At 45.3% G+C, this 21825-nt stretch carries 23 protein-coding genes and 19 tRNA genes; 10 read left to right on the plus strand and 32 right to left on the minus strand.

Translation table 11 applies throughout. The features are described 5' to 3' along the window. Window positions 1–181: hypothetical protein (locus IQ263_RS28850; RefSeq protein ID WP_228050285.1), on the minus strand; the 181-nt coding region annotated here is incomplete at its 3' end. A 1-nt stretch (window position 182) separates the two neighbouring features. Continuing rightward, a complete protein-coding gene (locus tag IQ263_RS22880; RefSeq protein ID WP_194070476.1) occupies window positions 183–815 on the minus strand; it encodes a ThiF family adenylyltransferase in 633 nt (210 codons plus the stop codon). Between the two features lie 5 nt (window positions 816–820). Between IQ263_RS22880 and IQ263_RS29490 the strand changes: the two genes are divergently transcribed. Continuing rightward, window positions 821–943, plus strand: a complete 123-nt coding sequence (locus IQ263_RS29490; RefSeq protein ID WP_255515918.1) for a hypothetical protein — start codon at window positions 821–823, stop codon at window positions 941–943. Window positions 944–1204: 261 nt separating this feature from the next. Beyond that, window positions 1205–1597, plus strand: coding sequence for a DUF4189 domain-containing protein (locus IQ263_RS22885; protein WP_194070463.1), 393 nt, complete (start codon window positions 1205–1207; stop codon window positions 1595–1597). A gap of 184 nt (window positions 1598–1781) precedes the next feature. On the opposite strand, the gene IQ263_RS22890 is transcribed toward IQ263_RS22885, so the two are convergent. After that, window positions 1782–2123 (minus strand): hypothetical protein, encoded by a 342-nt coding sequence (locus IQ263_RS22890; RefSeq protein ID WP_194009959.1) that lies wholly within the window; start codon window positions 2121–2123, stop codon window positions 1782–1784. A gap of 442 nt (window positions 2124–2565) precedes the next feature. Here IQ263_RS22890 and IQ263_RS22895 point away from each other — a divergent pair, with 442 nt between their 5' ends. Beyond that, window positions 2566–2877: a DUF433 domain-containing protein gene (locus tag IQ263_RS22895; protein WP_194009958.1), complete on the plus strand. Its 312-nt coding sequence runs from the start codon at window positions 2566–2568 to the stop codon at window positions 2875–2877. Window positions 2878–2974: 97 nt separating this feature from the next. Here the strand turns inward: IQ263_RS22895 and IQ263_RS28855 are convergent, their stop codons facing one another. The 5 genes from IQ263_RS28855 to IQ263_RS22920 all read right to left on the minus strand — a co-directional run bounded on the left by IQ263_RS28855 (window position 2975) and on the right by IQ263_RS22920 (window position 5624). Further along, window positions 2975–3463, minus strand: a complete 489-nt coding sequence (locus tag IQ263_RS28855; RefSeq protein WP_228050287.1) for a hypothetical protein — start codon at window positions 3461–3463, stop codon at window positions 2975–2977. Between the two features lie 149 nt (window positions 3464–3612). Beyond that, window positions 3613–4575, minus strand: a complete 963-nt coding sequence (locus IQ263_RS22905; protein WP_194070464.1) for a GNAT family N-acetyltransferase — start codon at window positions 4573–4575, stop codon at window positions 3613–3615. 170 nt (window positions 4576–4745) lie between these two features. After that, window positions 4746–4819 (minus strand) — tRNA-Lys (locus tag IQ263_RS22910). Between the two features lie 177 nt (window positions 4820–4996). Beyond that, complete coding sequence (locus IQ263_RS22915; protein WP_194070465.1) at window positions 4997–5179, minus strand: DUF6887 family protein; 183 nt, start codon at window positions 5177–5179, stop codon at window positions 4997–4999. Between the two features lie 202 nt (window positions 5180–5381). Further along, entirely contained in the window at window positions 5382–5624 is a 243-nt protein-coding gene (locus IQ263_RS22920; RefSeq protein WP_194070466.1) for a hypothetical protein, read from the minus strand. A gap of 263 nt (window positions 5625–5887) precedes the next feature. Between IQ263_RS22920 and IQ263_RS29495 the strand changes: the two genes are divergently transcribed. After that, entirely contained in the window at window positions 5888–6025 is a 138-nt protein-coding gene (locus IQ263_RS29495) for a hypothetical protein (protein WP_194070467.1), read from the plus strand. Between the two features lie 179 nt (window positions 6026–6204). On the opposite strand, the gene IQ263_RS22930 is transcribed toward IQ263_RS29495, so the two are convergent. From IQ263_RS22930 to IQ263_RS23030, 21 genes are all read right to left on the minus strand, one after another. Then, complete coding sequence (locus tag IQ263_RS22930) at window positions 6205–6777, minus strand: dihydrofolate reductase family protein (RefSeq protein WP_194070468.1); 573 nt, start codon at window positions 6775–6777, stop codon at window positions 6205–6207. Window positions 6778–6805: 28 nt separating this feature from the next. After that, entirely contained in the window at window positions 6806–7027 is a 222-nt protein-coding gene (locus tag IQ263_RS22935; protein ID WP_228050288.1) for a PIN domain-containing protein, read from the minus strand. Between the two features lie 26 nt (window positions 7028–7053). Then, window positions 7054–7124 (minus strand) — tRNA-Gly (locus tag IQ263_RS22940). Between the two features lie 57 nt (window positions 7125–7181). Further along, a complete protein-coding gene (locus IQ263_RS22945; RefSeq protein WP_194070470.1) occupies window positions 7182–8024 on the minus strand; it encodes a TIGR02452 family protein in 843 nt (280 codons plus the stop codon). Window positions 8025–8116: 92 nt separating this feature from the next. Continuing rightward, window positions 8117–8188: transfer RNA gene (locus IQ263_RS22950), tRNA-Thr, on the minus strand. 5 nt (window positions 8189–8193) lie between these two features. Next, a tRNA-Met gene (locus IQ263_RS22955) sits at window positions 8194–8272 on the minus strand. An 11-nt stretch (window positions 8273–8283) separates the two neighbouring features. After that, window positions 8284–8357: transfer RNA gene (locus tag IQ263_RS22960), tRNA-Leu, on the minus strand. A gap of 34 nt (window positions 8358–8391) precedes the next feature. Then, window positions 8392–8465, minus strand: a tRNA-Leu gene (locus IQ263_RS22965). A gap of 4 nt (window positions 8466–8469) precedes the next feature. Further along, a tRNA-Pro gene (locus tag IQ263_RS22970) sits at window positions 8470–8542 on the minus strand. A gap of 4 nt (window positions 8543–8546) precedes the next feature. After that, window positions 8547–8627: transfer RNA gene (locus tag IQ263_RS22975), tRNA-Leu, on the minus strand. 131 nt (window positions 8628–8758) lie between these two features. Beyond that, window positions 8759–8832: transfer RNA gene (locus IQ263_RS22980), tRNA-Gln, on the minus strand. 8 nt (window positions 8833–8840) lie between these two features. Continuing rightward, window positions 8841–8915 (minus strand) — tRNA-Gln (locus IQ263_RS22985). A gap of 10 nt (window positions 8916–8925) precedes the next feature. Then, a tRNA-Asn gene (locus IQ263_RS22990) sits at window positions 8926–9000 on the minus strand. Window positions 9001–9006: 6 nt separating this feature from the next. Continuing rightward, window positions 9007–9079: transfer RNA gene (locus IQ263_RS22995), tRNA-Phe, on the minus strand. 3 nt (window positions 9080–9082) lie between these two features. Continuing rightward, window positions 9083–9168, minus strand: a tRNA-Ser gene (locus IQ263_RS23000). A 220-nt stretch (window positions 9169–9388) separates the two neighbouring features. After that, a tRNA-Tyr gene (locus tag IQ263_RS23005) sits at window positions 9389–9470 on the minus strand. 13 nt (window positions 9471–9483) lie between these two features. Beyond that, window positions 9484–9558, minus strand: a tRNA-Lys gene (locus IQ263_RS23010). Between the two features lie 5 nt (window positions 9559–9563). Continuing rightward, a tRNA-Glu gene (locus tag IQ263_RS23015) sits at window positions 9564–9638 on the minus strand. A gap of 45 nt (window positions 9639–9683) precedes the next feature. Further along, window positions 9684–9757: transfer RNA gene (locus IQ263_RS23020), tRNA-Cys, on the minus strand. Beyond that, window positions 9758–9835: transfer RNA gene (locus IQ263_RS23025), tRNA-Glu, on the minus strand. A 111-nt stretch (window positions 9836–9946) separates the two neighbouring features. Further along, window positions 9947–10019 (minus strand) — tRNA-Asp (locus IQ263_RS23030). 355 nt (window positions 10020–10374) lie between these two features. Here IQ263_RS23030 and IQ263_RS23035 point away from each other — a divergent pair. From IQ263_RS23035 to IQ263_RS23045, 3 genes are all read left to right on the plus strand, one after another. After that, on the plus strand, window positions 10375–11037 hold the full coding sequence (locus IQ263_RS23035) for a glutathione S-transferase family protein (protein ID WP_194070471.1): 663 nt from the start codon (window positions 10375–10377) through the stop codon (window positions 11035–11037). A 228-nt stretch (window positions 11038–11265) separates the two neighbouring features. Continuing rightward, window positions 11266–12198, plus strand: a complete 933-nt coding sequence (locus tag IQ263_RS23040) for a polysaccharide deacetylase family protein (RefSeq protein WP_339384731.1) — start codon at window positions 11266–11268, stop codon at window positions 12196–12198. 307 nt (window positions 12199–12505) lie between these two features. Next, a complete protein-coding gene (locus tag IQ263_RS23045) occupies window positions 12506–13318 on the plus strand; it encodes a biotin--[acetyl-CoA-carboxylase] ligase (RefSeq protein WP_228050289.1) in 813 nt (270 codons plus the stop codon). A gap of 94 nt (window positions 13319–13412) precedes the next feature. Here the strand turns inward: IQ263_RS23045 and IQ263_RS23050 are convergent, their stop codons facing one another. From IQ263_RS23050 to pdxA, 3 genes are all read right to left on the minus strand, one after another. Then, on the minus strand, window positions 13413–13730 hold the full coding sequence (locus IQ263_RS23050; protein WP_228050290.1) for a hypothetical protein: 318 nt from the start codon (window positions 13728–13730) through the stop codon (window positions 13413–13415). A 2-nt stretch (window positions 13731–13732) separates the two neighbouring features. Beyond that, window positions 13733–17344, minus strand: coding sequence for an OmpA family protein (locus IQ263_RS23055; protein ID WP_194070472.1), 3612 nt, complete (start codon window positions 17342–17344; stop codon window positions 13733–13735). Between the two features lie 195 nt (window positions 17345–17539). After that, window positions 17540–18643, minus strand: a complete 1104-nt coding sequence (gene pdxA, locus IQ263_RS23060) for a 4-hydroxythreonine-4-phosphate dehydrogenase PdxA (RefSeq protein WP_194070473.1) — start codon at window positions 18641–18643, stop codon at window positions 17540–17542. Window positions 18644–19207: 564 nt separating this feature from the next. Here pdxA and petM point away from each other — a divergent pair. The 3 genes from petM (at window position 19208) to IQ263_RS23075 (ending at window position 21564) form a co-directional block, all read left to right on the plus strand. Further along, on the plus strand, window positions 19208–19315 hold the full coding sequence (petM, locus tag IQ263_RS23065) for a cytochrome b6-f complex subunit PetM (RefSeq protein WP_106332537.1): 108 nt from the start codon (window positions 19208–19210) through the stop codon (window positions 19313–19315). A gap of 352 nt (window positions 19316–19667) precedes the next feature. Beyond that, window positions 19668–20645: an SDR family oxidoreductase gene (locus IQ263_RS23070; RefSeq protein ID WP_194070474.1), complete on the plus strand. Its 978-nt coding sequence runs from the start codon at window positions 19668–19670 to the stop codon at window positions 20643–20645. Window position 20646: 1 nt separating this feature from the next. Further along, window positions 20647–21564 carry an NAD(+) kinase gene (locus tag IQ263_RS23075; protein ID WP_194070475.1) on the plus strand — a complete coding sequence of 306 codons (918 nt, stop codon included), beginning with the start codon at window positions 20647–20649 and terminating at the stop codon, window positions 21562–21564. Window positions 21565–21825: the final 261 nt, after the last annotated feature.

Below are 21825 nucleotides of genomic sequence, written 5' to 3' on the forward strand. Positions count from 1 at the left end.
GTTTTGGGTTACATTCTAGTGAAATAGTACCAGTACAAACTTTTGCGGACATAGTTTCCCTGTTAATTTTATCAAGCGTTTTCTGCAAGTTTGACGATTGTTTGAGAGTAATAAACCGGGTTTCTGGGATGGAGGTATCCAATCTCGCTTGACCGGGTTTCTGGCAATAGTCAACGGACATTCTACAATATAAGTGGCTGTACTGCAAAATCTCCGATCGTGCAAGTTAAATTTTGTTGCACTTTGGTAGCAGCAAAGGTAACAATTACTTTGCAGACGACTGCAACTGTCAGCATTACCAAGTTTCTCGCTAGGGGGTAATCGCAAACGCGATCGTTTGCTGCTGAAGGAACCCGATAGTGTTGGTTCAATATTATTTCGGAGTAATCGGCTGCTAATCGGACGTGCAAGCAGGGAATGGAGACTCTGGTACAGTAATCTTTGACTGCTTGCGGCCCGACGCTGTTATCAAAAGTATCGATCGCGACGGCGCTATTGGCAAGCAGTCGATCGGCATTTGCGCGTGTCAATTCTTTGGAGTGCGCGTCAATGCTGACGGATAAAGCGCGGTACAGGTTGTTGGCGAGAATTTTGGCTTTGAATGCGCCGATGTCCGATCGATAATAAGGTTGAGTGGAAAGGTTGCGCTTTTCGATGCGATCGATGACTCTTAACTGGCAAAAGCCCGATCGCGCCAGACTTTCTGTAATATTCGCACCCAAAGCGCCCGCGCCGCAAACCGTTACCGAGAAGTTTTTTAGCAGCGACATTACTGCGGAACTTCTGTAAAGTTGTTTGTGAAAAAATATACTTATAGTAATTGGGAATTGGGAATGGGGAATTGGGCGGAGCGAAGCGGAGGGATTGGGAATTGGGCGGAGCGAAGCGGAGGGATTGGGAATTGGGCGGAGCGAAGCGGAGGGATTGGGAATTGGTTATTTGACCAAATACTAACAAGTAACCACTAACAAGTAACCACTAACCACTAACTACTAACTACTAACTACTAACTACTAACTACTAACTATTTCCGATGCCCCATCCCTCCGCTTCGCTCCGCCCATTATCTATCTTCAACTACTCCAACTAACGACTTTTAAATTAATCTAGTATTAATTTTTATAAAGATTCTTGACATCAATAAATATCCTAATATAATATTGAGCAATCGCAAAGATAAATCTTGTAAAGATCTGAATCGAATATGTTGCAAAATCTCTTTTTTAAGTTGGTTGGAGTGACAGTTTTGACAGTTTCCATCTTGGGCTATGCCCCAGTTGTTCGAGCTGAAAATACTCATGGAGCTACTGCTTATTCTCCGACTTCTGACGCTACGGGTATTAGTTGGGATCATGCTACAGAGAAAGAAGCGCTAGACGCAGCAGTGGCCGCGTGCAATCAGCAAAGTGATGGGGCTAACGACTGCGAACCCCTGACATCTAATACGAATAACTGTGGAGCGATCGCAGTAGGTAAAGGAGGAGCGGGTGCCGGTTGGGGCGAGGATAAATCAGCAGCAGAAGCTCAAGCTCTGGCTGGTTGCAGCGAACTAGAAGGCGGCAACTGCAAAGTGCAGCTTTCGGCTTGCAACAAGTAATTGAACTGATAAAAATCGGTCGGAGGGATGTATATTTCCGATCGCAAAACAGCTTAAAAATATCTATATTATATCGGGTCAGTTAGGCAAAAAAAGGCTTGTAGTGAAGACTTTAGTCATGATAGTCTGATGACTAAAGCTCTCACTACAAACCACTTGGGTGCGCCACAAGCACCTTACCCAGTTAATCACCTATTTCGGAAGTAACTGGATCGGGTGGCAGTAAACTTTCTAATCTATCTTTTGACCAGTATTCAGTAGGATAGGCGAGTCCAATAATATCAGAGAGTCGAATCAGCCACGTAACTTGTCCGTAAGCATCAGTATTTTCTCCCTGTTCGTTTGGGGGAACAATTACCAAAAGTTCGATAAATTCTCCAAACAAATTAATCGGAATGCCGCCGAAGCTACTATTATTTGTTTTAATCCAAACTTTACTGCCTCGATCGAGAGCTTCTTGCAGTCGCTGGAAGAGCAAACTGGATTTTTTGACCAGGGATTTTTGGGTTTTTGACTTTTTTCCCATAGTTTTAAGAAGTTAAAGTAGTTGTACTGTCGGTTGCACGGTGGCTTGAGGTTAACGCGCGATCCTCTGCTGCAAGCTTCGCTAACGCGATTTGGTATTTCAACGAACAAAAAAAGGTGGTGAAGCGGGCTTATCCCCTAGGGAATCGCCTTGTCAACACCCTATCAGTGTAGTCTACAAGAAAGTGCTGCAGTGCGATCGTAACAACAATTTAATTGCCAAATCGGGAAATGACACCAGTTTACAAAAAATGTAAGTTTAGCAAAGCTTCAAACCCTTAACTCATAAGTGATTCCCAATTATTCAATTATTTAATATAAAATCTAAAATCCTCCGATATTCGGTGGGAGTGTTACAGAATCAGTTAGGGATACCCGTATTTATACTGTGCCCAAATTGCAGTATAATCGACGAAATCTTCCCAAATCGTTTAAGTAAAAAAATGGACTGGCGAAAGCTCATTCATCCCAACCGGAAAACTTCAACAAGTCCACCAGCAGCGCCAGAAACTCGATTGTCTGTAGAATTCTTGTTGGGGCTGTTTGCGGCGGGATGGACGGAACAACAGGTATTAGAAAAATATCCCGCACTCACTTCGTCTCAGTTGCGCGAGGCTTTGGCTGCTGCTGATTCAAAGTTAATTTCATCCATCGCCAATCCAGAGTTACTAGCAATTGTCGAGCAAACTAGAGAAGAATTGAAAAGCGGGAAAAATTTATCGCTTGAGGATATTGAGGGAGATGTTTGGGAGTAATCTTAAATATGGTTAGATGGGAATTATACAGTAGTGCGATCGTCCTCGATCGCGATTATTTGTTGTTAGTGGGGACGATCGCACTGCACTCAAAAAATTACCATTCTGTTTCTGCCAAATGTCGATGATGTTGACGCATTCCCTCTAGCATAACTTGTTCTGACACCACATTCAGAATTACGCCCCAACTGCGACAGTAATTCCTATCGGCATCAACAAAATAAGATGCAGAATTTTCGCCTTCATCTGTTACCATCATGAACTGCCCGACCACCTGCTTCTTAAGTCGCATTGCTTCCACCGCGCAACCGCAGCTAGTGCGGCAGCCTGCGTTAATAGAACTCTTGCAAAAATCCAAAGCACCCCACCCCAACCCTCCCCTCCCGCGGGGAGGGAGCAAGATTATTCTTGTTTCTCCCCGCGGGAGGGGGGACTTGCGGGGGGTAAATTTGACTTTTGCAAGAGGTCTAATGTGCTTGAATGCGCGTTCCCAATCAATCAATTCGCTGCCGTTTGCTTGGACTTGGTACGGCATCGTGTCAAGGGCCCAGAGGAACAGTACAGCTTCGTAAATGCCCGAAATCATAGCAGGGAGACCTTTGCCAACTTCGATCGCGCCCGTCGCGAATTGTATCCAAAATCAAGAAACCGAATTTCTCTGAGAAATGTGGTTGGGCGACAAGGGATACGCAAAGAAACCGGTTTCTCAAACCCTGCGCGCAAGTCTCAAATCGCTCAAACATCCTTCACATAAAAAATGCTATCGCGAATTTTGTGGAAGCCGGCTGACTCGTAAAGTCGCAATGCACCTGAAGGGTTTGCAGCATCTACGCCGATAATTGCAGTCTCGACACCGGCAGCTTTGAGTCGATGCAAACCAGCCAGCAACATAGCCCGTCCCAATCCAATTTTGCGGAAACCTCGCCTTGTACCGAGAACAGTAATCCAGCCTTCATTTCGTCCTGTGCGATCGCACTCTTCCGGGCTAATTTCGCAATAACAAAAAGCTGCAAAAGTCCCGTCAGCAGCAACTGCAATCAAGTCTAAATCTTTTCTATAATTGGGTTGGGCTAAATCGTATTTGAATTTTTCGACTGTTAAATCGCGGTGGTTCCAGTGATCGATAAACGATTGGTTGTACATTTCTACCCAAGCTTCCGAATCCTGCGCGCCGGGGAATAGACGCAGCACAAAACCTTCTGGGAATTGGGGTTGTGCGATCGATTCCGAGAGCGATCGCGCCATGCGGCAAAAATGCCGATCGACTCGAAAACCGCAACTTTCCAGCACAGAAATGCGATCGGCATCCTGTGCCCTAGCCCAGGATCGCAGCTTCACAGGCGCGCCCCGCTCTTTTACAACTTCGCGCATCCGCGTTTCGCCCCAAGCGACGGCTACCGCTTCCACATCCCCGGATCGGGCGTCGGGGTGGACGCGAAACGACAGCAAACCCTGGATCGGCTCTCCAGTTTCCGCAATCGACAACTCGGCGAAACCGATTAATTTGTTTTCGGCATCTTCCCAAAGGCGGATATCGCGCGCTAAATCTCGGCACGGTTGGTTAATTTTTTGTTGCAATTCCGAGATGGAAGTGCCTTGATCGAGCCGATCGACTGCTTCGCAAGTATCGATTAAATGGACGATCGCACTTAAATCGCGATCGCCTCCATAGCAGCGCCCCGATAGATTTGCCATCATAGCTAATCACCATTTCCTGTTGTTATTCAATTTAAAAATAGCTTGGGCGATCGCGCGATCGGGTCGATCGACATTAAAAATTCCAAAACGCAAACACTCACAGTAATCCAACCCCTACAGCAGTTGATTGCACTCGTGAGTTTCGCTCGATTCAGGTTAAGGATTTGGGATGGGAGTAGAAGGACTTGAACCTTCGACCTTGAGATTAAGAGTCACCTGCTCTAACCAACTGAGCTATACTCCCGCATCGGAGCTACTATAACACAACTTTTCTGAAAAATCAAGTGTTTTCGTAAAAATTTGTGGCGATCGCCTGGAGCGAGATTTAATGTAAGGGCGATCGCGCCATTACAACCTCAAGCAACTTAAATAGCGGCTTTCGTTGATTCGCTGCAATGCGGTGTTATGGCGCTGTACTGCGCTACTTCTGATGCTGTGCCATTTGGTGGCAAATTGCTGTCTGAATTTTGACATCGAAGTCTGGATCGTCAACTGTTGTAATGACTCTCGGCGATCGTTCCCGACGTTTTGCTAGATAAGCTTGAAAAGCAGCTCTATCCTCTCGGTGAGCGACAAAATACCACCTTAACTCTCGGTAAGACATTGCACTCTAGTTAAGTAGTCGTGCAAAATTAATTACACGAGATTTCGCGTGAAACCCTTGCCCAGCAAGGAGTCTTTATGTAATTAATTTTGTGTAGTTACTTAATTTGACTCATTACAGCGCCTCCCCATTCGGTATAATTTCCAACTCTCTTTCTTGGTTATTTCCTGCCAATATGAATAAATTTTGAGTGCGATCGCACTTAAAAATTAGGGAAGGGCTTATTGATCCACACCTCACAAATTTGTGCATATTTCTTACTAAATTTTGGTGTACAAGGCAAGTTTCTAGCTTTGGCTTCAAGAGGCTTGATAACTTTTGAAATTAATAACATAGGGACATCTAAAGTGAGAATCAAAGCTAAACCAACCCGAGAGTTTACTGCGACAAGGTACAGCCCCATGAAAAAGGCTGGCAGAAGAAAAACTAATAATGCTAAAGTCATATACATATTTCTGCGTGCCAATGATTTGAAGGCTTCAAAATCGCTGCGAGTCTCGATCGCGCTATGAGCTGCAAGAAACCGTCGAACATCGACCCAACCTACTATCGCAATAATCGTTCCAAGTAGTTTGAGAATTAGACATATCGCTGCTAAAATCTATGCCTCGCTAAATATTTAACTGTCTTTTCTGCATACAATTTTAGCAGATCGCAGCGCCTTTACAAACCAACAAGCAAACAGAAAAGCCAATTACTCAAATAGGTTTGAATTTTCTGCTACTTGTGAATTTAGCAAAACGCTACTTCAAAATTCGGGAGACGACACCAGCACCGACAGTACGATCGCCCTCGCGAATGGAAAAACGCATATTTAACCCTCTAGCTTCTACTTTCGGCCTTTAAAAATGGGTGATATAAAAGTTTAACCTATCTGGTACCGGTTAAAAGCCGGGTGCATCACCCCTCTGCCAACCGCCCTTAAAATTTCTGTTTTTGCGCTGTAATTCCTAGAAACTCATTTTTTTAGTAAATACTTCAGTCCTTTTTTCCCCCAGAAATTGCAACAACTAAAGTCTATATTGCTAATGCTTCAGTCGATAGTGAAGCAACATGAAACCGTTGCTGTAGATTTTGCGATCGACCAATTCCAGATTCGTCGGTGCGATCGCCCTCCCAAACACAGGAATTCCCGCCCCAATGACTACCGGGTTCAACTTCACAATCATCTCATCAATCTCAGAAAAAAGAGTTGCAGCTAAATCGCCACCGCCGCACAGCCAGATATCTTTGCCCGCTTCCTTTTTCAATTCTTTAACGAAGGCAACTGGATTGTCTGAAACGAGTTTAACATCCTCATCTGGACTGGCTTCCATACTGCGCGACAAAACATACTGTTTCAAGCTGGGATAAGGATTAGTCAGACCCACATTTAGCCCTACCTCATAGGTTTTCCGTCCCATCAAAACAGCATCAAACTGCTTGTTCTCTGGACTAATGCCGAGAGCCTTTTGAACGTGAGCCGGAAAAGTTTCAGGAAAAAACTCAAACAAATCAGCAAAATGCTCTCCTTGCATAGGAAAACAATCAAATGAGCCATCTTCGCGAGTAATAAACCCATCAACAGTGCAAGCAACGTAATATTTTAGTTTTCTCATGTTTAACCTTTATTTTTATAATTATATCTTACAACAATTTTACATCGTACTGTTTCAACCTATCGTCATGTGTAATGATAGTGTAATTTTCTGCTTGGGCTTGAGCAATAATTAAGCGATCGAAAGGATCTTGATCGTAAAAAGGGAGATTTTGCAATTTCTCGTAATGAAGGAACTTAGTTTCTAGACTTTGAAAGTCTTGGTTAATCAAAAAACTTTCTAACTCCGATACAGAAATAGACAAAGACAACTTACCGACCTCCATTTATTTAGTCAAGCGGATAACGAGGCTCGAACTCGTGCCTAGAGTTTGGAAGACTCGAATGCTACCGTTACACCATATCCGCAATATTTGAAATTAAAAACAACTTTAAATTTTTAATCGTCTTTCTAAAAAAAAATGATTAATTCGATCTGAACAAACTGTTAAATTCTGCCAATGTTTTTCTTTGATCGCTAAAGTCTAGTACGGAAAAGATGACGCTTTTGAATCTGCCCGCAAATTGACCGTTCGACAATAAAAAGTCTGCAAACATCTGCGCTACCATTGAGGGATCGTTTCTAAATACGCCACATCCCCAAGCACCTAAAACTATCGCCTCGCAACCTTTGTTAAGAGCTAGCGCTAACAATTTTGCACCACGTCCATACAGAGTTTCCCTGATTTTCCCCCTACTCTCTGACTCTTGTCTCCAAATTTGACCAGCATTGGGAGCTGAACTTGTGATAAAATCTACAAGATAAGGTTCATCAAGTAAAGTTCCATCATCTTTGCGGAATACTGGACAACCGGGAGAGTAAATGAGTCGATCGGAGTAGAGCAGCGATTTGTGAGAGCGATGATACTGGTAGTATTGGGGACATTTTAAAAGGCTTTTGTAGAGTGCAGAACTGCGTGCTAAACTTTCTTCTTGTGCTTTAGCGCCTTTGATGAATCCACCACCCGGATTTTTAGCAGAAGCGAAGTTTAGGACTGCAATTTTTGCAAATTTGTGCGATCGCGCTGTACGCTCTGAGCCCACCAGCGTTGTCTCATTCCTCACCATAAATTCCGTGTTCGAGAATTGAGGAGTACCTGAGAGAACATCTTGCTCGATCGCTAACAGGGCTTCTGGTTCATAGTATGCTGTCCCAGCAATACAGGATGCTAATTGGCGGTCGAGATTGACCTGCTTACCTTCAGGGGACAAGTAGTAACCATCTTCGATGATTTTTAGCGTATGTTGGGCGATCGCGATTCTTTTCATGCTTTTTACTAGGATTTGCTAGAACAAATTAGCGATAAAACTGCTAGATAAAATTTAGCATAATTAGATAAAATCCTTCTGATTTTAGTACAAGCAAGTGACAGGATTTGAACCTGCAAGAAAGCTTTACAAGAGCCTCATGTTACCAATTACATCACACCTGCATTTTTGGTAGCGGGGGCAGGAGTTGAACCTGCTATGAAGAGGCTTATGAGACCTCCAAGCCTACCCAGGCTACTTCACCCGCGATGTCACCAAATACCCCTGACTGGCATCGAACCAGCACTGACTAGATCCTAAATCTAGCGCCTCTACCGATTGGGCTACAGGGGCAAAACCGATCGCACTTTTGGGTTTTGATACCCAATACCCCTGACTGGACTCGAACCAGCAAAACACTCGTTCTAAGCGAGCGATGTTTTCCAATTACATCACAGAGGTAAAGTCGGGATGGTTGGATTTGAACCAACGACTCCATGCTCCCAAAGCATGGCTTATGGCCGCTGAATTACATCCCGTTCATACTCCCGGTGAGACTCGAACTCACAATCAAAATAGAACAGATTTTAAGTCTGCCGCGTCTGCCAATTCCGCCACAGGAGCAAGTAGAAACTTAGTTTACAATTTGGTACTCGGGAGTGAGATTTGAACTCACACAACACAATTTTTGAAATTGCGGCCTCTGCCAATTGGGCTACAGGAGCATCATGATTGCTGCTTTGGTAATAGCAGAACTGGGAAGGTAGGACTTGAACCTGCATTTGTCCGCTTTCAAAGAGCGGTGCCATGCCAATTAGGCGACTTCCCAATAATTTGATGCCGGGTAGGCTTTGAACCTACATAAACTCCTATTTCAGAGATAGGCGACTTTACCAATTTGTCTACCCGGCAATTTGAAAAATGGCTGCCTCAGTAGGACTCGAACCTACAACCTAGCGGTTAACAACCGCTTGCTCTACCATTGAGCTATAAGGCAACGAAATCCCCCAAGTCAGTATCGAACTGACGACTTCTTGTTCTTCAAACAAGCGCTCTACCAACTGAGCTATCGGGGGAAACGGAGAAGGTAGGATTTGAACCCACGACGGTGTTAAACCGCTCTTTCTTAGCAGGAAAGCGCCATAAGCCGCTCGGCCACTTCTCCGAGCACGAGAACGGAGGGATTTGAACCCCCAAATGTTCAGTCGCGCAAACTGAATTGTTGTCCAGTTACAACTCATTCTCAAAATTGCAACTGCATATTAAATACACAGGACTTACCCAAGGGGGTCAAAAACCCGGTTTCTCTCTTAATATCTCTCGTAGAGATGCAAGATTTTTCTCAGAAACTGGGTTTTCTGTATAAGTCATAATACAGTTGCAAATGGGTCGGGCTGGAATTGAACCAGCAACGCTTTAAGCTACTGTTTTACAGACAGCTACCCACACCAATAGGAGGGCCAACCCAAGATGGAAAATTTGGTAGGTCGCCAAGGAATTGAACCTCGATCCATCCGCTTAAAAGGCGGCTGCAAAACCATTCTGCCAACGACCCCCGCAAAGTGCTGACGGGAGTTGAACCCGCAAATCACTTGGGTGAAAACCAAGCGGCTTAAACCATTTGCCTACAGCACTATTTATTTGAGATTTGAGATTGCTCTTGCGAATTGGTAAGAACAGAGGTTAGGGCGGGATTTGAACCCGCGAAATTCGGTTTTGCAGACCGATGCTTTGAGCCGCTCAGCCACCTAACCTGGGAGTCCCGACGAGGTTTGAACTCGCAATTTTCACCTTGAGAGGGTGACGGCTTAAATTAATTTGCCTAGGGGACTTTGAAAGTTTTGAGTTTTAAGTTATGGGTTTTGAGTTAAAGAAAATTGTTAATTCAAAACTCATAAATTTGTTACTCATAATTTGTTACTCGCAACTCCGGGAAACGGAGACGAGGCTGACGGGTTTCGATCCCGCTACCTTCGCTGTGACAGAGCGACGCTCTCCCAATTGAGCTACAGCCTCAAGAAATTGCTGTTTGGACGGGTGGCGGTTGATTCCGCGTACTACAACCCGATCGGGCTTTTGTTGCCGGAGTCTACACCGCCGATGTCCGCAATTATGTGACACGATTAATTTTATATTCGGTTTTCAAGGTTCGTATTGCTTGTGGAATAAGGCTTTTAAGCTCTTCCTCCTTCGCCTTACACCTATACTACAATATGTGCTACAGGACTGTCAAGGGGGTAATACAACTTTTTTTGAAATTGGGTTTTTTCAATGGGGGACGATCGCCAAAACCAACACTCTCACATCCCAGGATTACCAAATATCAAGACATTAGGCTGCTAAACTGGTGGTGTAGCCCGTAATAAATCCGATGCTGAAACTGTACTACACTCCGATTTCTGTGAATTCTCGCCGCGTTTGGGTGGCACTTCTGGAAAAGCAGATCGCGTTTGAGCCGATCGCACTTAACCTCGACGGCGATCAATTTGAACCGGATTTTCTAGGAATTAACCCCTTCCACCGCATACCTGTGTTGGTAGATGGAGATTTGACTGTGGTGGAGTCGCTGGCAATTCTGGATTATATAGATGCAAAATATCCCGCGCCCCCACTGCTGCCAACAGAGGTGAAAGCCTTGGGAATTGTGCGGATGGTGGAAATGGTGACGTTAAATGAACTATTGCCGGCGATGTTTCCCTTGACTAGGCAACTGCTGGGCGTGCCGGGAGATACTGAGGAAAAGTTGGCACAGTCAAAGCAACAGATATTAACGGTGCTAAGGTTTTTTGAGGGCTTGCTGGCGGATGAACGCACTTTTTTTGCTGGCGAACAGTTTTCTTTGGCGGAAGTCGTGGCGGGGACTGCGGTGCCTTCAGTGGAGATGTTTGAGATATCTTTTGATGAGTATCCGCAGTTGCAGCAGTGGGGCGCGAGGCTAGCTGGGCGATCGAGCTGGCAGCAAACAGAGATACCTGACGCGGAAATTGCGACTAAAATCCCAATTATTAGAAATTTACTGGCGGCAAGGCTTTAACAGAGCGATCGAGCTTCAAATCAATATACCGGGCAATGAGAAATCGCCGCGATACCAACAAAGTCCACTCCTAGCGCACTCAAGAAACTCTTAACTCTTGCGGGTTTTGTCTGTGTCGGCGCGCATTCGATCGCTGTCAATCCCGGCTGAGACATAATAAAAAATTTAGTTTTTTCCCCTGGAATTCCCATTATCATTATCCGCAGTGTGGAGTGAAAGGAATTTCAAGTGAGCGGAAATCATCTGTTTGAGAGACTGCGAAAACAATGGCGTTTTCTGGCGATCGCCCTGACAGCGACTGCGATTAGCTTTATCGTCGGTGCGCTGATGCCGACAAACCAACACCTCAGCAATAATCCTGCAACCGCTCAGGTGCAGGTGCACAATCTCAACCAATCCTTGACGGTAAATCCGCTAGTAAAGCAGGTAGCGGACGATCGCACAGCCTTGAATGTCGATCGCACAATTGAGAAACTTCTCACTGTATTGGAATCAAAAGAAAAGCTTTTGACTTTTGTGCCGCCGGAACAGTTTCAGGGAACAACAGTTTTTGAAGGAAAAGTCAAAGATTCTGAGAAAGTTATTGCTTTAACGGTTGACGATGGGCCGTGGCCGGAAACGACGGAACAAATGCTCGATATTTTCCAGCAAAATGATGTTAAAGCCACATTTTTTTGGATAGGTAAATCTATCGAAAATTCTCCTGAAATTGCTCGGCGAGTTGTGGCTGCCGGTCACGCGATCGGCAATCATACGTGGCATCACTGGTACGATGCGATGGATGCGGCGACGGCGGCTAGCGAAATCGATCGCACGGCTCAACTTATTTACGACACGACGGGAGTTAAGACTACTTTTTTTCGCCCGCCGGGAGGTGTTTTGAATAATGGTTTGGCTAAGTATGCTAAGGAGCGCAATTATTCTGTCGTGATGTGGTCGGTAACTTCTGCGGATACCGATCCGCGCGCTCAACCGTCGGCTTTTGTTAATAATGTGTTGAAGGGTGCGAAGCCGGGGGCGATCGTTTTGATGCACGATGGCGGGGGCGATCGATCTCGTACTGTTAAGGCTTTGCCGGAGATGATTGCTGGTTTGAAACACCAGGGATATCGGTTTGTGACAATTCCTGAGTTGCTGGAAATGCAAGACCAATCAGCGTAAATTGTGGGGCGATTGCTTGTCTTTTTTTGAGGGTAATACTAAGGCTAAACAAACCGGGTTTCTTATCGTAGAAACCGGGTCTCTGACTCTCTGTGCGTCCAAGACTGATATTAATTACGGCTGTACGGGAATGATTTAACCACAGAGAACGCAGAGAACACAGAGGAAGAGAAGAGAGAGATGAATAATTTCGATACTAACGGATTTGATATGAGTGAGGAAAATGCCGATCGCCCAAATCACCTAAAAAAAAACCGATTGGCCTGCGATAATCAGCTTTGAGATATCAAATATTACAAATCAAACCTTGTCTGAACAGCCATTAATTCCACCAGAATCAACCGATCGCCCAAACCTCCCCCACTGGCTATACTCGTTAGAAACCTGCGAGAGTACAAACAGTTGGGCGATCGCCCGCGCGGCCAAACTCCACCACGGAGATGTAATATTTACTAAGCAGCAAACCAGCGGGCGCGGCCAACACGGGCGCATTTGGTATTCGCCGCCCGGTGTTTTTACTGCTAGCTTTGTCCTAGACAATCTCAATCCCAATCTGTTACCCGGACTCAGTTTAGCAGTCGGTTTGGCGGTGATTTACGCGATCGAAGATTTGGTTCCCGAATGCCGCGATATGCTGCGCCTGAAATGGCCGAATGATGTTTGGATCGATCGCCACAAATTAGCCGGAATTCTCTGTGAAGCCACTTCTAGCAATGTTTCCGGCAAAACTCGCGCCGTTGTGGGAATTGGACTCAACCGCTGCGTGGATTTCGCCGCTGCGGGATTGGATGAAAGGGATCTCGGCAATGCGGTAAGCTTGCATTCTATTGCTACTAAAGTACCAGATGAATTGTGTTTGCTCGATCGACTGCGACATTATTTACTCGAACTAGCCGATATGTTTTCCACCACAGACAAGCCAGCCCAAAAGTCTGGTTTAGCGCTACTTTTACCCGAATTGTGCCGCCGCGATGGGCTGATTGGGTGTAATGTGGCGATCGAGCTTTCCTCAGAAACCATCTGCGGAAAAGCCGCCGGCATTGACGGAAGCGGCCGGTTGTTAGTATGCTTGGGCGATCGAATACAAGCCTTTACCTCCGGGCGAGTTCGATTGAATTAAGGGTCATTAGTCAGTAGTCAGTAGTCATTAGTCAGTAGTCATTAGTCATTAGTCAGTAGTCAGTAGTCATTAGTCATTAGTTATTAGTTATTTGTTATTTGCTAGCAACTCCCTGTTTGGCCAATTCCCAATTCCCCATTCCCAATTCCCCATTCCCAATTCCCCATTCCCAATTCCCCATTCCCAATCCCTCCGCTTCGCTCCGCCCAATTCCCAATTCCCAATCCCTCCGCTTCGCTCCGCCCAATGCCCAATTCCCAATCCCTCCGCTTCGCTCCGCCCAATGCCCAATTCCCAATCCCTCCGCTTCGCTCCGCCCAATGCCCAATTCCCAATTCCCAATTCCCCATTCCCCATTCCCAATTCCCCATTCCCCATTCCCAATTCCCCATTCCCAATTCCCAATTCCCAAATTTAATTTACCACCTCAAATACTACTAATCTTCTCAGCCAGAGCGGTTGATTAGCCTCCACACCTTCAGGACTGCCCTTAGTAGAAGCCACCTGTATTCTGTTACCACTTATCCCTTGTTTAACCAGAGCAGTTTTCACATTTGCCGCCCTTCCCAGTGCCAATTTTTGATTTTCCGCCGGACTGCTTTTAAAATCACTGTAGCCAATAATTCTTAAATTCTTCGTACTATTTTGCTTCATATATTCCTTGACTTTTGTCAGCTTTTGTGTAATGTCTTTTGGCGATAAAATTGCTGAACCCACACCAAAATAAAGGCGAACATCTATTGCTTGTGAGGAAGGTTGAGTGCCTATTCCCACCGTATTTGTTACAGACTTCACCCCCGGAATTTTTTCAAAAGCTTGAGTTATTTTCTCAGCATCTGCCGCCTTGCTCACGCTACCTGCAACGGCGACTTTTCCCTCTGCATAGCGAGCCGAAATATTAATGCTTTCTAGTTTATTCAAAAGCTCCACAGTGCGTTTGACATCGGCAGCAGCTAAAACCGGATCGGGAGGTACTTCAACGGCGATAATTTTATTGTCAATTGTTAATTTGGGAGCAGTTTGTTGAGCGATTTTTTCCGCTTGCAATCGCAGTTTTTGATTCGGTACTCGTCCCGAAATCTCCAATATTCGATCTTTAACATCTGCCGCGAGGCGATAAACCGATAACTCTGGACTAGATTGTAAAGCTAAATTTGTATCTGCTTCTATGCTAGCTGCAATCCCGCTGCGGTATAGATGAATTCCCCAAGGTATGCCAATTAAACCTAACGCGGCTAAACTGATAATTGGTAAAATTGGCTTTTTAGGAGATTTAACTTTTATATCTGTCTCAATTAACTTTTGCAAATTCGTGTTGATTTCGGCAGGCACTGCGGTGTAATCGCCGTTAAATGATTGGATTATATCTCCGTATTCTTGAACAATATTTTTGAATATTGCTCGCATTTTGTACTTAAACCACTGCCTCGTTTCTCCCTGCATTACTACTGCGAGATAACATGAACCAGCGACTTCTAGTACAATTGTAGATGTGCCGTATTCTATGGCATCAATCTCGGCAATGTTTCCCGATTGAGAGATACAATCGTTGACAAAAGCGCGAATAGCAGTCAGCATTCCCGCTACCATCTCTGATTCTAATTGTTCGCGTTCAGAATGCTGTACTGCTGAAATTACTAATCCTGATTCTTTTTGAATTAAAAAAACAGCTTTAACAGTCAGCGGTGTTGTTTGCTGCATCAGCAATTCTGCTTCAGAAACTCCCTGTAATTTGGATTGAATTTTGCGAGTAATTCCCTCTGTACTTAAGGATGATTCGACTTTTTCATTGATCTGGTGCATCATCTCTGCGATGTACTTTAAAATCGTGCTGCCGACGATCGGATAAAGTGCATCCGACATTGCTTCTCGTTTGAGATGAATTTGCTGTTTGATAGCAGAGGCCATTTCCGGTGCGATCGCCATTGCAATTGCATCGGGCGATTCACTGACTGTGTGACGGATTCCCGCAGGAAGAGCAGGCGCTATGGCTACTCCCATCGAGTGTTTATTTTCTCGGGTTTTGGTATTAATTACTTCATCAATTATCGGAGTTATGCTTTCTGTAAATGATTGTCTCGACTGATTTATTGTTTCGAGCATCATTTCGGGAAATATCAGTTGAATTTGCCTCAATAATTCTTCCCGATCGCCTCCCCATTGAGCATCGGTTATTTTGCGTTCGAGTTCCTCTACTTTGCCGTTAAGTTTGTAATTATAACCTACAACTTCATCTAACAATGGTAAAATAGATTCGATCGCAGACTTTTGTAGTTGCGCGTGATGGTTAGCCATCAACTCGTCAATCAAAGGTTTCAGTAAATCTGTAAACAAGTCTGTGGATTCATAAATCCGGTGTTCGATCGCCACAATCTTTTCTTCGATGTTTGCGAGTCTTAGATCGATTCTTTGATCCTGAAGGATGGCATCGACAGCGGGGGCGATCGCAGATTCTATCTCTAGCTTCGCTTCCCGAAGGCTTCCCGACACCATCTCTACGATCGCAGGCATGATTCTGCCCATCAACCCTTCTATTTCGGCTAAAACTTGCTGCTGAACTTCGACAATCTTACTTTCATTTTGCAATATTTGTGCTGCAATACCGCTGTTTTGAATGGCAGTGTTGACAGCCGGGGCGATCGCCTCTCTGACTTCTAACTTTGTCTCATCAATTTTCCGGTTCAGCGACTCAATCATTAGCGGCATCAACCGCGCCATGATTTCTTCCGGCTGAGACTTTTGCTGTCGCTGAAGATTGTTTAATCTACTTTCAACATCGCTCAATTTTCCTGGAACTTCTCTTTGCAGAATTGCTGATTCTATCAAAGGTTCGATCGCCGCTGCTACTTCTAATTTTGATCGATCAATTTTTTGGTTCAGCAAATCAGTGATTGCTGGCATCATCATCGCCACGATCTCTTCTGGCTTCTGAATTGGCGACTGCCCGGGCGCCAGCCTGCCCTCGATGATGCTTAATACTTTTTCTTCTATTTCTACCCAAGCTATTCTTACCTGTACCGACGGTGCGACAGCTTCGACAACCTCTAATTTTAATTCACTAATTTTGCGGTTCAGCAAGTCGCTAACTACCGGAACTAATTGCTTGATTAAATCTTCCGGTTGCTGCTGGGAACGCTGCTGAATGTTCGCCAGTTGATCTTCAATTGTTACTACTTTCTTTTCCAGCCCGTTTTGATTGTGAATTATTTGATTAACTGTCGGTGCGATCGCCGAAGCTACTTCTAACTTAGACTCCTCTACCCGACGGTTGAGCAACTCGCCCACCACAGGCATCAGCCGTTGGATCAATTGTTCGGGATTCGGTAGTTGCTGGTGGTTGAAACTAGCAATTTGATTTTCCAAATCCGCTAATTTTGCCTGGAATTCGAGGGGATTAATTCCATCGTTGGTGGCGAGTTCGAGCGCCTTTTTTAATTCCAACTTAAACCCCTCTACTTCTTCTCTCACTAACTCAGGAATTAACGGTCTGACTAATTTTATCAACTCCTGCGGTTCAGACATCAAATTTTCAAAATTTTCTAACCTTTGTTCCGCGTTCAAAATATGACTGTAAAATTCCGGCACATCCCTTTCAAACAGCAATTGCTGCAACCTTTTGAACTCCTCCACTGCTTGTGCTAATTCTTCCTCCGAAGGTCGATAATTTTTGGCTGTCTTCGCCGTACTAGATACACCTGGTTCTTCATTATTTATTTGTCGTCTTTGAGATGGAATTTCTTCATTATTAGTCAATACTTCCGGTACAACAGCAGAGGATTCGATCAAAAAAGACAATCGCTTTCGTTGATTTTCCTGTTCATCAAATCCCTCGATCTGTTGTTGAGGTGAAAGCGGTAATTTCAGCTCATTTGGTCTTTTTTTAAAGTTTTTTACTAATTGCAATTCAGTCAGTATGGTTAGCAATTCCTGAAGTTGTTCTCCGGCGTTAGGGATTGCCAAATTTTCATCGGCAACTTCTGGTTCTGACTGATATACTTTGCCTAAATTATCATTAGATGCTGCCATACTTTGTTACCAAAATCTGATTTTAACCGATCGCCAAAAATGACCTGTTGGCTTGTCGCCTCACTACTGCGAAAATCAATAGACATCTCCAATAATTCTTGTGGAACTGGCAGGATACCTGCTGTTTACAGGCTTTTTAGGATTTGTCTAATAGGAATGACACAATTAATTTTTCGCCCTGGGCCGATCTCGCGCCTATCGGCCTATCTTAACTGCTGTTCTGCGACTGGCCAACTCGGCCGCCAACTGCAATGCTGCTTTCATGCTCGAAGCATCGGCAATCCCTTGACCTACAATATCAAAAGCTGTGCCGTGATCTGGAGATGTGCGAACAAAGGGCAAACCAATTGTTGTATTGACTGCTTTGTCGAAGGCCATCAATTTTACTGGAATCAACCCTTGGTCGTGGTACATTGCCAAGTAACCGTCGTGAGCTTCCTTGGCTAAGCCGTACCAAACTTTAGCCGGTTTTACCCACAGGGTATCCGGGGGTACTGGCCCGTCTAACTGCACTTGAGGAAAGCGATCGCGCTGCGTTTCCAACCAAGGTATCATCCAGTCTTGCTCTTCCTTTCCCAGTTTGCCATTTTCGCCACTGTGAGGATTTAAGCCAGAAATTGCAATTTTCGGTCTTTCTATCCCAAAATCTTCCCGCAAACACTCTACCAGCAATTCTAGTTTTTCGCTCAGCAATTCTGGAGTCAAAGCATCGGGTACTTGACGCAGGGAAATATGTGTAGTAGCGAGTAAAGTTACTAGCGTCCATCCGCTGTGAGGAGATGTGGCGGCAAACAGCATTCCGAAGCGCTGCGATTTGGCTTGGGCGGCCAGGAGTTCTGTTTGTCCGGGATAATTGTAACCTGCAGCCTGCCAGCAAGTTTTGGAAATTGGCCCGGTAACGATCGCACAAAATTCGCCGGCAAGGGTACGGGAGATCGCCTCTTCCATATACGCAAAGCTAGCCGCCCCGCTAGCTGCACTTCCGACACCGGGGACAATGGAGCCCCATTTGCTGTCTGCTGCTATATCAATAATGTCTAGTGTTTCGGGATTTGCTAAGGATGCAGCAGCAGTAGGATGGATCGATCGCCACCGATCGTAAGTTTGCTGCAAAATTGCCCGATCGCCAAAAACCGTCACTTTCAAAGCAGCAGCCGGATCTGCCAAAGCCTTGAGAATCACTTCCGGGCCTATTCCCGCCGGATCTCCGAGAGTTACAGCTAGTTTTGATTCCCGATCCAGACTCAAGGCAGTTTTCTCCCACAAAATACAGGAATTTCGGCAATGAAATTTTAACATTTAAGTAGCTAATTTTCTAAAATTATCCGAGACCTGCCGAAAATCCCGGAAATCCCCGACTGCGGATGAAAACTCGCTGCTGGATTAACCCAGGCTGCTAAGTTTTTGAATGGCGATCGTTGATCTAAGTAACTTGATACAGTAAAATACCACCATGACACAGGCCATAACACCGTTGATACGTTAAAGCGCGATCGGCAAGTGGAACAATTGGTCAACCAGAAGTAGCAATCTCAAGTGAGATACCCAGCCGCTCTCAAAACAGTACGGCGAAACTTGACCCAGAAACCAGCAAAACTCAAATTTTCCCTCAAAAAGTAGGGTGGGACACGCCCAAACTCTAGGTCAGTATCCTAGTAGGCTTGATTCAGATGAACCGGCAAAGATTGTCTAAACTCGACTGTTTGGTTGTGACTTGGGTAGAATCGAACTGTTCGGAAATTGCTCGCAAGAGATAGCTAATTTTTCGGTGAATCAAGGAATTGAGAATCTCCGACTCTAACAAAGCCGAGAGTGTCAAAGTATGTTTATTTAATTTGCGATCGTCAAGGAACTCTAAAACACATGAACCCTGAATTTATCAGCGCAGCCTTTTTGTCATTTTCCCTAATTTTCGTCGGTATCGGTGGAGGCTTCTTGCTGCTCAAACTCCAAGGCGGCGGCGAAGAATAGGCGATCGTACCGATCGCCGCAACCGGGTTTTTTTACTATAAAAATCGTGCAGGATCGTTGGCAAGATTAGAAAAACCCGGTTTATTAAAATTTAGTGTCAGAGTCCTGAGTTATTACAACATATCGTTACCAAGACATCAGTATCAAAGCCACAAGCAAAATTTTTATTAGTCGATAAATACGCAACGCTTTCTCTCAAACTCTGGGAGTCTGGGACTCTGGGACTCTCTCGCCTGCCGGATACCGATCGTTATATGAGACGATTTCAGGTTTTTGTTAAGTTTTTATAAAAAAATGAGAAAGACCTGATACTATTGTATAGAAAGTTTAAGATTCATAAATAAATCCCTAGATGACTTTATTGATTGTAGGTGCCACCGGCACTCTCGGCCGCCAAATAGCCCGCCGCGCCCTAGACGAGGGCTACCAGGTGCGCTGTTTAGTTAGAAATTACAGAAAAGCTGCATTTTTGAAAGAATGGGGCGCCGAACTGGTACCGGGCAACCTTTGCCAGCCTGACAGCCTGATTCCTGCACTAGAAGGCGTCAGTGCTATCATCGATGCAGCAACAGCCAGTGCAGGCGATTCTGTCAGCATCAAAAGAGTAGACTGGGATGGAAAAGTATCGCTGATCCAAGCAGCAGCAGCAGCAGGCATCAAGCGTTACATCTTCTTTTCCTTTCTTGATGCGGAGAAATATCCGCAAGTCCCTTTGTTGGAAATCAAGCGCTGTACAGAGCTGTTTTTAGCAGAATCCGGTCTAGATTACACAATCTTGAGACCTTGCGGCTTTTTGCAAGGACTGGTGAACTTGTACGCCATGCCGATTTTGGACAATCAGGCAGTTTGGCTGCCTAACAAGCCGTCAGCCCTTGCCTACATGAACACTCAGGACGTTGCGAAGTTTGCCGTCCGGGCGCTTTCGGTTCCCGAAACCGAGAAAAAAACTTTTCCGGTAGTGGGAAATCGAGCTTGGGATGCTGAAGAAATCGTGCGGTTGTGCGAGCGGCTTTCTGGGAAGACAGCTAAAATCACGCGCACCCCAGATGCCTTGTTGCAAGCCACCCGTCAACTTGCTAAGTTCTTTCAGTGGAGTTGGAACGTAGCTGACAGATTGGCTTTTTCAGAAGTTTTGGCCGCCGGAAAACCCTTGAAAGCTCCGATGGATGAGGTTTACAGTGTCTTCGGAATCGACCCCAAAGAAACTACTACTTTGGAGTCTTATCTCGAAGAATACTTTAATCTGATTATGAAGAAGCTCAAGGAAATAGAGTACGAGCAGCTTAAGACGAAAAAACGGAGTAAACAAAAAATGCCCTTTACATTTTAAAGTGCCGAAAGCTGGGATTATATACAACGACGTTAAACCAGTCTCTTGTCGCATCGCCGAAGAGTTGAAAGACAAGCTGACTGCCCGCGGCTGGGAGGTCTGCGCGGTTTCCGGTTCTGGGGGAATTTTGGGCTATTCTAGCCCCGATCGCCCCATGTGCCACACTCCTATCGACCAACTTGTCCCTCCCGGTTTTGACAGCGACATGGAGTTTGCAGTGGTTTTGGGTGGCGACGGTACGGTGCTGTCTGCATTTCGCCAAGTTGCTCCCATCGGAGTGCCACTGCTGACTGTCAATACCGGTCATATGGGCTTTTTAACAGAAACTTACCTAAACTTGCTCCCGCAAGCTTTGGAAAAGGCGATCGCCGGAGAATACGAAATAGAAGAAAGGTCAATGCTGGCCGTGCGGCTGTTTAGAGACAACGACTGTCTCTGGGAAGCCCTTTGTCTCAATGAAATGGTTCTGCACCGCGAACCGCTGACTTGTATGTGTCATTTTGAAGTGGCGATCGGTCAGCACGCCTCTATTGACATTGCCGCAGATGGAGTAATTATCTCGACTCCGACAGGATCGACAGCTTACGCCCTTTCTGCCGGCGGGCCTGTAATTATTCCCGGAATACCGGTGCTGCAATTGATCCCTATTTGCCCCCATTCGATGGCTTCGCGGGCTTTGGTGTTTTCCAACACCGAACCGGTCAAAATTTTGCCGGCGAGTCCGAGCCGCCTGGTAATGGTGGTAGATGGGAACGGCGGATGTTATGTTTTGCCGGAGGATTGGGTACAAGTCGAGCGATCGCCCTACTCAGCCCGCTTTGTTCGGATACAGTCTTTTGAGTTTTTCCACATTTTGCGGGAAAAATTAGGCTGGGGATTGCCTCACATTGCTAAACCGAGTTCCGTTGAGTTGCCTTAATAGTTGTTGTTGACACTCCCCGACTATCAAGGTACGGGGATTGTTGGCTCAACCAGTTGGCTGGCTCGTAGATATCATATCAAGTCCTAGCTGTGGGAGAGCACAATTCCCGTTCCCGTTTTTCACCGATTGAAGGGGAAGAAACTGTAACTAAATTCTTAGACATCTATTGACATCCTTCCCGGATTGGGCAAGAATAATGGTGTAGTCTGTATCAGTTGAGTTGATGGAGAATACATCAGAAGTGACGGTCAGTATCGG

The organism is Tychonema sp. LEGE 06208 (assembly GCF_015207505.1).
Lineage (GTDB): Bacteria > Cyanobacteriota > Cyanobacteriia > Cyanobacteriales > Microcoleaceae > Microcoleus.

What these genes read in the sequence shown, in the direction of transcription:
- petM (WP_106332537.1), top strand. Translation starts at nt 19,208, where the DNA reads ATGAACCCTGAATTTATCAGCGCAGCCTTTTTGTCATTTTCCCTAATT.
- IQ263_RS22890 (WP_194009959.1), bottom strand. Translation starts at nt 2,123, where the DNA reads ATGGGAAAAAAGTCAAAAACCCAAAAATCCCTGGTCAAAAAATCCAGT.
- IQ263_RS23055 (WP_194070472.1), bottom strand. Translation starts at nt 17,344, where the DNA reads ATGGCAGCATCTAATGATAATTTAGGCAAAGTATATCAGTCAGAACCA.
- IQ263_RS22945 (WP_194070470.1), bottom strand. Translation starts at nt 8,024, where the DNA reads ATGAAAAGAATCGCGATCGCCCAACATACGCTAAAAATCATCGAAGAT.
- pdxA (WP_194070473.1), bottom strand. Translation starts at nt 18,643, where the DNA reads ATGTTAAAATTTCATTGCCGAAATTCCTGTATTTTGTGGGAGAAAACT.
- IQ263_RS22905 (WP_194070464.1), bottom strand. Translation starts at nt 4,575, where the DNA reads ATGATGGCAAATCTATCGGGGCGCTGCTATGGAGGCGATCGCGATTTA.
- IQ263_RS23035 (WP_194070471.1), top strand. Translation starts at nt 10,375, where the DNA reads ATGCTGAAACTGTACTACACTCCGATTTCTGTGAATTCTCGCCGCGTT.
- IQ263_RS23070 (WP_194070474.1), top strand. Translation starts at nt 19,668, where the DNA reads ATGACTTTATTGATTGTAGGTGCCACCGGCACTCTCGGCCGCCAAATA.
- IQ263_RS22920 (WP_194070466.1), bottom strand. Translation starts at nt 5,624, where the DNA reads ATGACTTTAGCATTATTAGTTTTTCTTCTGCCAGCCTTTTTCATGGGG.
- IQ263_RS22930 (WP_194070468.1), bottom strand. Translation starts at nt 6,777, where the DNA reads ATGAGAAAACTAAAATATTACGTTGCTTGCACTGTTGATGGGTTTATT.
- IQ263_RS22895 (WP_194009958.1), top strand. Translation starts at nt 2,566, where the DNA reads ATGGACTGGCGAAAGCTCATTCATCCCAACCGGAAAACTTCAACAAGT.
- IQ263_RS22885 (WP_194070463.1), top strand. Translation starts at nt 1,205, where the DNA reads ATGTTGCAAAATCTCTTTTTTAAGTTGGTTGGAGTGACAGTTTTGACA.
- IQ263_RS28855 (WP_228050287.1), bottom strand. Translation starts at nt 3,463, where the DNA reads ATGATTTCGGGCATTTACGAAGCTGTACTGTTCCTCTGGGCCCTTGAC.
- IQ263_RS22915 (WP_194070465.1), bottom strand. Translation starts at nt 5,179, where the DNA reads ATGTCTTACCGAGAGTTAAGGTGGTATTTTGTCGCTCACCGAGAGGAT.